Raw genomic sequence first — 14,102 nt, 5'->3', positions numbered from 1 at the left:
ATAAGCATTAAATTTATCAAAAATCTTGAGATAGTATATGGTTACTGCTGATGAAATTATCTTGGAAATACTATTTCCTAAATTACTAAATTACTTATTCAAACCGTTTATTCCTTGAGCAATCTTAACTATCGAATCAATAATTCCCAGTTTTAGAATTCTGTCAATGAGAAGCAAAAGCCAAGATATAGCAATTAAAAAAATAACATCTTGTGGGATATCTCTACTCTTTATAATTTCTATTTCAATCAATATAAATAAAATCAACAATATAATCAGAGGTGTAATTGCTAGCACAAAATTTACAATTTTATTGAATAAACTATCTTTGCTAGATTTTTCTTCTATTTTGTTTCCTGAATTAAAGTTGTTTGGAATATCTCCTGACCACACAAAATCACCATATCTACCTGTTAAATAAATGTTTAGCAAATAGCGAAAGTCTTTTTCTAAGGTTTCCCTAGTAGAAGATATTGGAACAATAGCCCATCGACTTCTTTCCCAAAGAAAAAACTCTATTTTTCTAAAATGTTCTTTTATCCATTCTTGATAACTTGTATTTTGGTTAGATATCTTTATTGATAAAAGTCGATTAAGTCGCACTAAGTTTTTCATACGCTGAAGAATATTAATCCTTAAATTCATATCTTCTAAAGCTTGAGCATGATTTAATTCTACTAAAAGATATATTATTGTAATTATAATCATAAAAGACAATCTACCAATAGATGTAAAATATGTATAGTTTATATTGTTTGCAAAACTGACTAAATATTTATAATATATAAAAAAATATACAGGGTATATTACTGCTGTAATTATCAAAAATATCAATAATATTAAAAATCTCAAAGATATTGAATTAAAAAGTAAATTAGCATAGGTTGTGTTTTCTGGAATCAAAGGGATTAAAATTTTTATTAGTGAGTATGAAAAAAATATTAAAAGAGCAGATGATAGAGCAAGAATAAAAGCCACAATAACAGAAATAAGCAAAAGTAACAAATCTGCTAATGTTATACTTTTGTAGGGATCGCGTTTATATTTTTCCTGTCTTTTTATAAATTCTTTTTCTATACCTAATCTATCTGCAATTTCCTGAAATTCAACATAAACAAAAAAAATTTTGATTAAGTCAAGCAATGATTTTCTCTGTTCGTGAACTGGAGAAATATCGTAGGGGTATAAGTAGCATAATAACTGATATATCTTGACTTTAAGCCATGAATTGTCATTATAAAAGTTGAGATTTGTAGAATCAAAAGACATTTCACTACTACTCTATAAAACTTTGAATTTATCTTGATTAATTGATTATCAAACCAGAAAAATTAAATAAGGCAATAGAAAAAAATAAATTATCCAATTTTTAAACTAAATCTGGAAAGTTTCGCTGCCTAATTTTCCTACTCCCTACTCCATACTACCTAAATTCAGGGTAATTGTATATTTTTTGATTTGGAAGTCCCTAATATATTTGTCTGGCTAATACCAATTAAAATTAACAAGAGGTTCCTAATATATTTGTCTGGCTAATACCAATTAAAATTACCAAGGGGAATATTAATGTTTTCCCTAAAATATTAATCCTAATATTCCCCCTTCAAAATAATAGCAATAGTTAAAAGTAAATATTCAGTAGTTAGCTTTTATTATCATTAAGGAACTTGCCAAATACGTTGATGATATTGTTCTGGTTCAGCATAAGGATCAACCACAGAATGATTATGGTTGTGACTATGATGATGATGGGAGTGAAAATGTTCGTGATGACTATGAGAATGTTCTCCATTACTAACAACAGCTAACCGAAACTTACACATTTCACAGTTCATTTTTACTTCTGCTAATTGTGTCTCTATTTCTCTTTCTCGCAATAATTCTAATAATATTGGATGCGCTCCCATTTCTGGCAAACAAGTCATAGAAATATCTGGATATTGTTCTTGTTGTTGAGCAGTAATATCAAATATTTTCTTGACTAAAACTCCAGTAAATAAAAAGTATGGCAAAACAATAATTCGCTTCGGTTGATATAACCTTGCTCGCCGAAAACCTTCTTCTAAACGAGGATGAGTAATGCCAATAAAACAGGCTTCAACTGTTAAATAATTACTGCCTTCCCATAACATTCGAGCTAGTTTATAAACATCTCCATTCGCATCGGGGTCGCTCGAACCTCGCCCTACAAATAATAAGACTGTTTCGGAGCGTTTAAAGTTAGTTTCGTCTAATTTTGTAAGACGCGATCGCCACAATTCTATAATTTTTGGAGTAATACCAAAATGTCGCCCATAATAGAATTTTATTTGAGGATGTCGTTGCTTTGCTCGGTCTAATTCATTAGTAATATCAAATTTATTGTGGCGAGCTGCAAATAACAAAATTGGCAAAGCAGATAATTCTGTGTAACCTTGTTCTACACATTTATCTACTCCCTCTTGAATAGTTGGTCCTGTTAATTCCAAAAAACAAGGTATTACAGGTCGAGATTTATCTAAATTTTGATAAGCTGCAACAAAGTCTAAGAAAGTTTGTTTTCCTTCAGCATCTCTTGTACCATGACCTATCAACAACAAAGGTCTTTGTAGGGGTAATGGCTGTAAGTTATAGTTTGTATATAAATGACTTTTTTCTGTTGTTGAAGTTAGATTTTCTTGTGTTTTTATTTCTGAGTTTTTAGTTGAATATTTCATTAATTATACTTTTCCTGTGTCAGGCAGAAAATTAGGGTTTACAACTGATAATTAGGTGTTCTGGCTCATCAATATTTTTTTGAATTAGCAAGTAGTTATTAATTTTTTCTCTTTGCTATTTTTATCGATTTACAGTTGCCGCACAGCCTTGGAATTTCACCATAGTTTCCCTCATTTATCAGTAAAATATGCAACATAAATTATTGTTGCCAAAAATTGCTACGAAATTTCTTCTATTTGACTTGATTTTTGTTATTTTAGCTCATATAACAATCCTCAATCATTAGTATAGTATTAAACTTTTATAGCAATTTGCAAAAAGCGTGAGGTATGTACATTCCTAATTTTTAGGTCGGAAGTCGGAGGGAGTAGTAATATCAAATCCGGTTGAATAGTTATTGTATAGTTGGGAGTAGGGGAGTAGGGGAGTAGGGGAGATTGAATACTGAAAATTATAGAATTATCAACATATACTGTATAACCGGATTCTATCTAATATCAGTTTGATAAATGTTTGCTACAAATAGTTAGGGGATTTTTTAGTCTTCAGGTAGGGGAGTCGTTGGATTGGCGACGTACAGGACTCAGGAGTCGTATGGGAATAACTTCTTAGTCATTGTTACTTCATAACTTATCGAATTCGTCAAAAATACATCTCTTTTCAATTATTAATTATTAATTATTAATTGTTAATTATTAATTGTTAATTATTAATGATTACCTCTTCTTGAAAAGAATAGGATTGGTTAAAAAGGAAATTTTTTTCTTCTCTTAGTCGATTGGATATGGCGTTTAGCTAGCGCAAAACTACGTTAACGCTACGCGACATGTTTGCGGAGCATTCCGTCAGGAAAACGCGTAGCGTCCCGGAGGGAAGGAGACCTCGCCATCCCACCCTTCGGGAAGCTCCGCTTTTCATGTCGGCGACAGCCGAAACGACCGCTTTTTTATCCTTGAAAGAAGAGGCTTTAAACCTTGATTTTTCGGTAATTTATATCAATCAAAACTGTTCTAAATTAATTTTTTTCAAGTATTTAACAGATAGTTTTTACTCTCCGTTATCCATATATCTACTCATTCAAGAAAATATAAATTTTATGAAATACTATTATACTAATTTTATTGCTATTTAGTAATCTATAATACCTTTAAACAACTAATACCAATTTATATATCTTAATGTGATACTCCAACAGTCAAATAGTTACCAAGATTTAAAGTATGTTTTTGATAATTAAATTATTGGTCGGTCAGTAATTAATTATTATTACTACTTTTAATATCAAATCTCTTCGGCTCCAGTATGAAAAAATGTTCTAGATAAGTATCATTGCAAAATCTTTCTACCTTTCCGTACCTCTTTTTCTTCCCACACTTCTCCACCCAATCAGATATAGCAAGATTTTTGAGATTTAGTATGATTTTATGTGTGCCTCATTAAAAGGAAAACCCTTATTAATTCTGAACTTCTGACTTCCTAAGAGGCATTTTGAATAGGTCTTAGCTTAGGTGGAGCCGTAGATTGGAAATATCTTAATGAATTATTTTGCCGACGATTTTAGTGTAACTATAGTTTCTAAATATATAGAAAAATATTCTAATATTCAGTTCAGACCAAATTAATTAATCTTGGATGAACTACAACACCCTCTATCCCATTGCTAATAGGGTTTGGGACTACTTTACGATCTGCCGAATGTTATTACCTCGCTAATTTTACTTCTGCTTTTCTAGATTTATAGGTTTAACTACGAGGGAGGCTATAGACTTATGTCTTCCTCCGCTAGAAAGGATTTTCACCCATTTAAAATTAGGTCAATGGCTGTTGGCAAGTTTATGTTTTACACCCGTAAGGCACTATTATATCTAATAAACCTTTTCTTTGTCAAAGATGGATAAAAGTTGATAGATTTCTAGATCTTTCTCTAGATCTTTCTATTGATTCGGCAAAACTTTACAATACTTTTTTGAACAAAGTTGTTGAGTGCAGTCTCCATCTAAATCAGACATTTTAGCTGTAGTTAGGGAAACTAACAAATAAAGGCCAAACATCCTTTGACTCTCAAGACCTGTAGAGAATATCTACAAAATAGAGTAAATACAAAAATGTGGACATATTTACAGCAAAATAAAGTTCTACACGATATATAGAAGTAAAAATCTATAGCACTTACCTTAATATTTATAAATTTAAAGGAACAATCATCTTGTATTTATAGACATAAATTTATACTCTATCTCAACCACTCTTAAGCTTAAAAAAATGTATGAGGAGAAAACAATCTTTCACTTCTAACGGCAATTCTCAACCAGAGTTAGCCCATAATATACAAAACCAATTAAGCAAGATTTGTGATAAAACGATAGAATCATAAGCCGTAGTATCTAACCATATAATCTGAAAATTACTATGAATGACACAACCAACGAATTACTAGAAAATATGCCCAGGGAGCAAAGAGTTGGGCAACTGCGTAACTTAATTGAAACTTTGCACATAGCTGATGAAGTGGCCAGTAAAGGCTATCTGATTACTAGCTCTGAACTGGCAGATTTAATGGATATCAATGCCAGTGCAGTTACTAGCCGTGGAGATCATTGGGTATGGCGCAACTGGGTTGTATCTAGAGTCCGTCGTGAAGGGAACCAAAGTGCGATTCGTTTCTGCTAAAAGTTAGGGTCATATAGCGCTACGAAAATAGGTTAGGACATTTATAAATCCTCAAACTTAGTCAGAGATTATTTTTGAATTTTGAATTTTGAATTTTGAATTTTGACTTGCAGGTAGTGCTATAGTGCCAAAATGTGAGCAGAGTAAGGCCATTAGCCTTATAACTAAATGACCTTGGAGGTGAGATTCCTTCCACCCAGGTGCAGGGTTGACAGCATCACCCCTACGGTAGCGACTAGCCATCAATCCGTAAAGCGGGGTGAAAAGGTGGTAAAACTAGCAGCTTAAGTTGGTTTCCATTGAGCAAAATACCCATTGGATAGCTATAGTGCGAAGATGTGAGTGAAGCGTCGTCACGTTCAGCCAGTGAAATAAGCTGTGACACTGGGGCCAAAAGGCAAAGGATAGGGAGTTAGCGAGATTTGGTTCGACTAACAAGCACTTCCCGTAAACCCGGCGTAAAGCATCATCCTAAAGGTATATAAATAAGGTCATTTGGAACGAAGTAACCCATGAAAAACTCTTGAATAGAAATCAGGAGTCAGGAGTCAGGAGTCAGGAGTCAGGAGTCAGGAGTCAGAAGTTAAATTCTTCTTTTGACTATATTTGAGAGACCTGAGAGTTTCATAAGCCTCTGTCTACTCTATCTAAAAGTAAGAGGTACTGATAACTAATAACTGAAAAAGCTGATAACTGATAACTGATAACTGTTAACTGAAAAGTAGGTGCTAACCGTATGTTTGATTGGGAGGGATTGTGTCAGAAGCAAAGGCCCGTTAGTTAATTTAATGGGATATGCAGACGGACACACGGTGATTTGGAATGTAGAGTTTGAGTAAGTAATATAGATGTCTAATACGAGTTTAAAGACTACGGGGGAATGGAAGGAATGGCGCGAGATTAACTGGTTAAAAGTTGAGCGTCGGGTCTTCAAGTTACGGAAAAGAATCTACATGGCCTCTCAACGTGGTGATGTTATTGCAGTTCGTAAGCTCCAAAAAACGTTGATAAAATCCTGGTATGGAAGGTTATTGGCGGTGCGTAGGGTTAGTCAAAGTAACCAGGGTGAGAAAACAGCAGGAATAATTGATGTTCAATCATTGTCTCCAGAAAAATGTTTTGCCTTGGCTAAAGGATTAAAACTAAATAGCAAGGTTAAACCTATAAAAAGCTCTTTTGAAGACTTTGCTTTGCAAATACTTGTCAAGATAGCTCTAGAAAAACAATGGGAAGCTAAGTTTGAACTTTATGGTTACGGGTTTAGACTAGGGGAATCATGTCGGGATGCTATAAAAGCAATTGTTAATTGTGTTAAGTTTCAGCCTAAATATGTACTTAAAGCTGACATAACTAAATGCTTTGACTGTCTCGACTATGAACAATTTTTAAAACAATTAGATACTTATCCAAACTTAGGTAAACAAATTCGAGTTTGGTTAAAGGATGGTCTGATGGATGGAAAAGAGTTGTTCCTAAGACAAGAATTAATTTTTCCACTACTGGCAAATATAGTTTTCTATGAAATAGAAGCACAAATCAAACATTACGCTGAAACATTTAATGAAAAATGTCAAGGTTTAAGTTTGATTCGTTATGCAGGTGACTTGGCGATCGCTCACGAAGATATTGAGGTAGTTCAAAAATGCCAAGATATAATTACAGGGTTTTTATCTGAGTTATTTCTGGAATTAAAACCAAGTCAAATTAGAATTTCTCACACATTATATATATGTGGTGAAGAAGAACTTGGTTTTGATTTTTTGGGATTTAATATTAGACAATATGAGGTGAGTAAAAATCAAAGTAAGCTAGGTTTTAAAACGAATATTAAACCAAGTTTGGAGAGTATCAGAAGTCATTATTCTCAAATTTCTGAGGTGATAGATCGACATAAGTCTGCACCACAAGTTGCCTTAATTAGAAAACTTAACTCTTTGATTAAAATTTGGGTAAATTATTACTCAGGAGTGGTGAATCAGAAAATTTTCCAGGATTTGGATAGTTTGATATTCCAAAAACTCTGGAGTTGGGCAAAAAGAAGACACCCAAATAAAAATAATCGTTGGATTTGCCAAAGATATTGGCAAACTAGAGGGGAAAAGAAGAGGGTATTTTCTACTGGTGACAAGTATGGTAATCAAGTTAGACTATTGAGGCACGCCAACTGGATTTATCAAAACTTTGGTTGAAGACCCGCGCTCTCCCGTATGGGAGCATCTTATGGGAAAACCAATCAATCTTGCGGTTTTACAGATAAGTATGTTAAAATGCTAATGTTACTCAACCAAAAACCAAGGTTGAAACTAATATCGCTTTTTAATCAAGTAATATCGCTTTTTAATCAAGTAAATCAAGTCGCCGAGGGGCACTGGTCGATTATTTATCGGACACGGAGGAAGCGTTAGACTGGTAAGCCAGCATTTTCCAGTGAGGTGTCAAACCGCCCTGAGTCCTTCAGTGTAGGGACGATTCGCGAATCGCCACTACAGTCTGTTTGAATGATAGATGGGAATCCCCCGCTGTCTCCTAGAGCAGTGTCGGGAGGATGTCAATGGAGCAAACAAAGGGTACTAAATATTCAACTCACTCAAAAGATAAAAATAGGACTTACTTAACTAAATAAGAAACCGGGTTTATTGTTCTGATTATTATTTTTCGCTTTCACGAAATTTAGTGGATCTATTTGGTTTCTGTTTAAGTCCTAAAAAATACAAGGTGCTCACTGCAATTTATGGACATTACTATGATATGAAAACTGCTAATAATAGCAGCAGAGGTACTCTTTTAATTAGGACCAAATCGCTGAGGAGCCGGATGAGGTGAAAGTCTCATGTCCGGTTTTGAAGACGAGTAGTTCTGGTGATAGAATTGCTTAGTTTAACTTCTCTGGCAATTAGAAAGGGTGGATTAATTTTACCCATAATTTCCTTTTTAATTAGGGATTTTAAGAAGGGCGATCGCTTATCTTCGTTAGTTGAGGAGCGATCGCTTATATTATGTTTGGATAATTATCAATAGAACTTTGTTCTAAGGAAAAACAAGAGTTAATATATTATCAAGTTAGATACTGGTGTGAAGATGTTTGCGTAGCATTCCGTAGGAAAATAAGAATTGGAATCAAAACTATTACAGGTAGATTATTAACAGGAATGGGTATTAAACAAGCAAGGAAAACAGGAATGGTTGTTTAATTATTTATGGATTTATGGTTTGATATAACCCCAAACACTGAGATTGTTTTTTCTATGAATTTAGTCATTTATATGGGGTATCTACGGAAAAATATTTGGAGATATTTGCGGAAAAATATCCCTATTATTTGTATATTATTCAATTAGATAATTGACCTCTACTTCAATGTTTAAATATGTCAATTCCTGACAATATAATTTTTTTATTTCAACGACTTTACTCTCCAGAGTTAAATCTAATATAAAGACTATATAAAATATCTACTTATCTCTAGAAACAGCAGATATCTGGGAAATTCTCTGGCAAATTTTCGGCTATCTATATATATAAGAGTGAAATTTTTATCTCCTCAGAGAACTGCCAAAAAGTCGGGGGGAGACAAGAGGGATTTCCTCAACTTCATAAAATATCTATTTCCTTCTAGGTAGAGGAGATATCTGGGAAAAGTCTCTGAGAAATTTTCTACTGCCTATATATGAAAGTGAAATTTTTACTTCCTCAGAAAAATGGCAAAAAGTCGAGAGGAGGCAAGAGGGATTTCCTCAACTTCATAAAATATCTACTTATCTGTAGAAACAGCAGATATCTGGGAAATTCTCTGGCAAATTTTCGGCTATCTATATATATAATTTTTATCTCCTCAGAGAACTGGCAAAAAGTCGGGGGGAGACAAGAGGCGATCGCTCCACTTCAAAAAATATCTACTTCCTTCTAGGTAGAGGAGATATCTGGGAAAAGTCTCTGAAAAATTTTCGGCTATCTATATAGATAAGTGAAATTTTCACCTCCTCAGAAAACTGGCAAAAAGTTGAGGGGAGACAAGAGACGATCGCTCCACTTCAGAAAATATCTATTTATCTCTAGAAAGAGCAGATATCTGGGAAAAGTCTCTGAAAAATTTTCGGCTATCTATATAGATAAGTGAAATTTTCACCTCCTCAGAAAACTGGCAAAAAGTTGAGGGGAGACAAGAGACGATCGCTCCTCTTTAAAAAATATCTACTTATCTCTAGAAAGAGCAGATATCTGGGAAAAGTCTCTGAAAAATTTTCGGCTATCTATATAGATAAGTGAAATTTTCACCTCCTCAGAAAACTGGCAAAAAGTTGAGGGGAGACAAGAGACGATCGCTCCTCTTTAAAAAATATCTACTTATCTCTAGAAAGAGCAGATATCTGGGAAAAGTCTCTGAAAAATTTTCGGCTACCTATATATAGAAGTGAAATTTTCATTTCCTCAGAGAACTGGCAAAAAGTTGAGGGGAGACAAGAGGCGATCGCTCCTCTTTAAAAAATATCTACTTATCTCTAGAAAGAGCAGATATCTGGGAAAAGTCTCTGAAAAATTTTCGGCTACCTATATATAGAAGTGAAATTTTTATCTCTGAGAAAAGCTGGTAAAAAGTTGAGGAGGAGTAAGAGGCGATCGCTCTACTTCAGAAAATATCTACTTACTTCTGGGTAGAGGAGATATCTGGAAAAAGTCTCTGATAAATTTTCGACTATCTATATAGATAAGTGAAATTTTCATCTGCTCATAAAACTGGCAAAAAGTCGAGAGGAGGCAAGAGGCATTTCCTCAACTTCAGAAAATATCTACTTCCTTCTAGGTATAACAAATATCTGGGAAAAGTTTCTAGCAAATTTTCGGCTATCTAATTTCAATAGGTTTTATTCTATTTGGGAAATGGTTAAACACAATTAAAAATTAAAAATTATCAGCGCTTTTGCCTAAAAAAACAGAAGGCTATTTGCAGAGCCTTCTGTTATTAACAGATTACACATTTTATAGTTTATAAATCTTGTTTGAAATGTTTCTGCGTAAGTCCTGACTGTAAAAGGATTACTAAAGTTACTTGACACTAAATGGTAACTCCTCTAGTCTTATGCCTTATAGCTAACTTGTTAACTTGTTACTCTGTAAATTCCATTAGCGGGGGGCGGGTATAGGAGTGATAATTGGTTCAGGTTGATGAAAACTCGCAGGTTTACGAACATTACCTAGTGTATACTTTGCGCTTTCAATTATTGGAGGAAGATTTGTTTGGTTTGCTAGTCTACCACAATTTTTGTCGTATAAAACACGTTCACCAAATTGTATTGCCAGATTTAACTCATGCCTTTCCCGGAAAGCTGGACCACCTAATTGACTAGATTGTGCCCAGAAAAAAGCTTTTTGCTTAGAAGAAATTTGTCTCATTGCTACAGAAATAGCTTCTCCGCAAGTCATTCCATAAGCTGTGTTAGACCCAAAAACAATCATTCCAACTGCTAAGAAGGATGTTGTTAATAACTTTTTCATACTCAAAACCTTTGTAGAATGGATTTAGATAATTCTTAGTTAGAATTATTTGATTACTATTGTAGTGAGAAGTTATTTATTTTGTCAATTTTTATCTCTGAGAAGAACTGGTAAAAAGTTGAGGGGAGGTAAGAGGTGATCGCTTTACTATTAATACTATAGATTCATGTGCTTTTTTTCCTTCTTCCCTCTTCCTTCTTTCTTCTTCCTTCTTTCTTCTTCCTTCTTCCTTTACTTCAATTTTCTTCAATTTTCGGCGGATATTTCTCTAATACTTCCCATAAATATTTCCCAGTATAAGACTCTAAATTTTCTGCCACTTCTTCGGGCGTTCCACAAACAATTATTTCTCCTCCTTTATCTCCTCCTTCCGGACCTAAATCTATTACCCAGTCGGCACAACGAATTACATCTAAATTATGCTCAATTACTACAATGGAATTTCCTTTGTCTACTAATCTTTGCAAAACATTCAATAATTGATGAACGTCGTAAAATGATAAACCTGTTGTTGGTTCATCTATTAAATAAATAGTTTTTCCTGTTGCTCGCTTAGACAATTCGGAAGCTAGTTTTACTCTTTGTGCTTCTCCACCGGAAAGTGTCGGTGCGGATTGACCTAATTTGATATAACCTAAGCCTACATCTACTAAAGTTTGTAATCTATTGGCTGCTCTGGGAATATTTTTAAATACTTCTAAACTTTCTTCTACAGTCATATTCAAAACATCAGCAATTGACCGATCTTTATATTTGACCTGCAAAGTTTCTCTGCTATATCTTGCACCTTTACAAACTTCACATTGCACATAAACATCTGGGAGAAAGTTCATTTCTATTACATTTACACCTTGTCCGCTACAAGCTTCACATCTGCCGCCTTTGACATTAAAAGAAAATTGCCCTGGTTTATAACCTCTGGCTTTTGCTTCTATGGTTTCGGCAAATATTCCTCGGATTACATCAAATACTCCTGTATAAGTTGCTGGATTGGAACGGGGTGTTCTGCCAATAGGTGATTGGTCGATTACGATTACTTTGTCTATTGCTTTTAATCCTTTGATTTTTTCTAAGTTTTTGGGAAAGGGAATATTACGACTGAGATAATGTTGCAAAGCTGGATAAAGTAATTCGTTCATTAAGGTTGATTTTCCTGAACCAGAAACGCCGGTAATACAGACAAGTTTTCCTAAAGGAATTTCTATATCTATATTTTTGAGATTGTTTCGATGACAATTTTTGAGTAGTAGAGATTTGCCGTTTCCTGTTCTTCTTTCTGATGGGGTTGCTATAATTTTTTTGCCGGATAAGTAAGCACCTGTTAGTGATTCTTTTGTTGCTAATAATGTCTGGAAATTTCCCTGATAAATTATTCGTCCGCCATGCACTCCTGCTCCCGAACCTATATCAATAATATGGTCGGCTTTTCTAATAGTTTCTTCGTCATGTTCTACAACTATTAATGTATTTCCTAAGTCGCGAAGTTTGGTTAAAGTTTGCAAGAGGCGATTGTTATCTCTCTGATGTAAACCGATACTTGGTTCGTCTAAAACGTAGAGAACTCCTGTTAGACCAGAACCAATTTGTGTTGCTAATCTAATTCTTTGTGCTTCTCCTCCAGAAAGTGTCATTGTTGCTCGGTCTAATGTTAGATAATCTAAGCCAACATCCAAAAGAAAATTTAGTCTTGCACGAATTTCTCTCAATACTAATTCTGCTATTTTTGCCTGGCGATCGCTCAATTCTAAATTATCAATTTTCTCCAAACATTCTCGAATTGAAACTTCTGTAAAATCGGTAATTTTATATTTCCCTACTTCTACGGCAAGTGCTTCTGGTTTTAATCTTTTTCCTTGACAAGTTTCGCAGGTTTGATTGACTAAATATTGTTCTAATTTTTGTTTGATTAAATCTGAACCTGTTTCCTCATATTGCTTTTCCAAAATGGGGATAACTCCAGGATAGTAACGATAATCTCCTTCTCCATTTTTCGTTTCCATCCAGATAGGTTCGTCGCTACCTTCTAGCACTAACTTTTGTTCTTTCTTGCTCAATTTATTCCAGGGAGTTTCTATCTCAAAGTCATAAGCTTCAGCCAAACTATAAAGCAGAGAAAAATAATAGGGATTTTCCTTGTTCGACCAAGGAGCGATCGCTGAATATAAGGGTGCATTGGGGTCGGGTACTATTAATTCTGGGGAAAATTGTTTGAGACTACCCAAGCCGTGACAAGTCGGACAAGCACCGTAGGGGGAGTTGAAAGAAAAGAGCCGGGGCGACAATTCTTCCATTACTGCTCCATGTTCCGGACAGGCAAAATTTTCGGAAAAGACTATTTGAGTCTGAGAATTTTCCAGTTCTACTTCTAGTTCCTGACTGGAATTAGCTGAATTATTGTCAGATTTAGAATTAGCTGAAGTTGCTATTTTTGCCGGAGTTAGGTTATACTTATTTTTTGTAGGCACTGCCCCTATCTTTACCGATGTGTCATTTAATACGTTAATTAAAGCAATTCCAGTAGATTGACGTAGACAAGTATTTAGAGAATCTGCTAAACGTTCCTCTATTCCTGGCTTTTTTATAAGTCTGTCAATAACAATTTCTATAGTATGTGTACGATTTTTATCTAATTTGATTTTTTCAGCAATTTCTACAACCTCTCCATCAACTCTCAAACGAACAAATCCTTGAGCAGCTAAACTAGATAAAAGTTTCTGATGAGTCCCTTTTTTGCCTCGAACCACGGGAGCTAGGATATGAAATTTGCTCCGGTCTGGAAGAGCCATAATTCTGTCGCACATTTCATCAATGGTTTGAGGGGCAATATTATGGTGGCAAATTGGGCAATGGGGTTCTCCTGCTCTACCAAATAGTAATCTCAGATAGTCGTAAATTTCGGTGACGGTGCCGACTGTGGAGCGGGGATTATGGGATGTGGATTTTTGGTCGATGGATATGGCGGGGCTTAATCCTTCGATGGAGTCTACGTCTGGTTTGTCGAGTTGTCCGAGAAATTGTCGGGCATAGGCGCTGAGGGATTCGACGTAGCGACGTTGCCCTTCGGCGAAGATTGTGTCGAAGGCGAGGGAGGATTTGCCGGAGCCAGAAACTCCTGTGAAGACTATGAGGCGATCGCGTGGGAGTTCTAGGTCGATGTTTTTGAGGTTATGTTGTCTTGCTCCTCGGATGCGGATGGTATTTTCAGGACTGGTCATTTTAGTTATGAGTTATGAGTTATCAGT

General features: G+C 34.8%; 8 protein-coding genes. 4 read left to right on the top strand and 4 right to left on the bottom strand.

Annotated elements, in window-relative coordinates; all coding sequences use genetic code 11:
- Positions 1-90: 90 nt before the first annotated feature.
- Positions 91-1,269: a hypothetical protein gene (locus tag F6K40_RS14500; protein ID WP_293136969.1), complete on the bottom strand. Its 1,179-nt coding sequence runs from the start codon at positions 1,267-1,269 to the stop codon at positions 91-93.
- 389 nt (positions 1,270-1,658) lie between these two features.
- Complete coding sequence (locus tag F6K40_RS14495; RefSeq protein WP_293136967.1) at positions 1,659-2,696, bottom strand: sirohydrochlorin chelatase; 1,038 nt, start codon at positions 2,694-2,696, stop codon at positions 1,659-1,661.
- A gap of 2,410 nt (positions 2,697-5,106) precedes the next feature.
- Between F6K40_RS14495 and F6K40_RS14490 the strand changes: the two genes are divergently transcribed.
- The 4 genes from F6K40_RS14490 to F6K40_RS14475 all read left to right on the top strand — a co-directional run bounded on the left by F6K40_RS14490 (position 5,107) and on the right by F6K40_RS14475 (position 9,274).
- Entirely contained in the window at positions 5,107-5,367 is a 261-nt protein-coding gene (locus tag F6K40_RS14490; protein ID WP_124147250.1) for a hypothetical protein, read from the top strand.
- An 848-nt stretch (positions 5,368-6,215) separates the two neighbouring features.
- Positions 6,216-7,556, top strand: coding sequence for a reverse transcriptase N-terminal domain-containing protein (locus F6K40_RS14485; RefSeq protein WP_293136964.1), 1,341 nt, complete (start codon positions 6,216-6,218; stop codon positions 7,554-7,556).
- A 679-nt stretch (positions 7,557-8,235) separates the two neighbouring features.
- Entirely contained in the window at positions 8,236-8,385 is a 150-nt protein-coding gene (locus F6K40_RS14480) for a hypothetical protein (RefSeq protein WP_293136963.1), read from the top strand.
- A gap of 649 nt (positions 8,386-9,034) precedes the next feature.
- Positions 9,035-9,274: a hypothetical protein gene (locus F6K40_RS14475; RefSeq protein WP_293136962.1), complete on the top strand. Its 240-nt coding sequence runs from the start codon at positions 9,035-9,037 to the stop codon at positions 9,272-9,274.
- A 1,214-nt stretch (positions 9,275-10,488) separates the two neighbouring features.
- Here the strand turns inward: F6K40_RS14475 and F6K40_RS14470 are convergent.
- Positions 10,489-10,860: a hypothetical protein gene (locus F6K40_RS14470; RefSeq protein WP_293136961.1), complete on the bottom strand. Its 372-nt coding sequence runs from the start codon at positions 10,858-10,860 to the stop codon at positions 10,489-10,491.
- A 236-nt stretch (positions 10,861-11,096) separates the two neighbouring features.
- Positions 11,097-14,075, bottom strand: a complete 2,979-nt coding sequence (uvrA, locus tag F6K40_RS14465) for an excinuclease ABC subunit UvrA (RefSeq protein ID WP_293136960.1) — start codon at positions 14,073-14,075, stop codon at positions 11,097-11,099.
- Between the last annotated feature and the right edge of the window lie 27 nt (positions 14,076-14,102).

This window comes from Okeania sp. SIO3I5, from assembly GCF_010672085.1.
Classification (GTDB): Bacteria; Cyanobacteriota; Cyanobacteriia; order Cyanobacteriales; family Microcoleaceae; genus Trichodesmium.
Note: the sequence above shows the minus strand (reverse complement) of the source record. Positions and strands in the feature narration are given on the sequence as shown.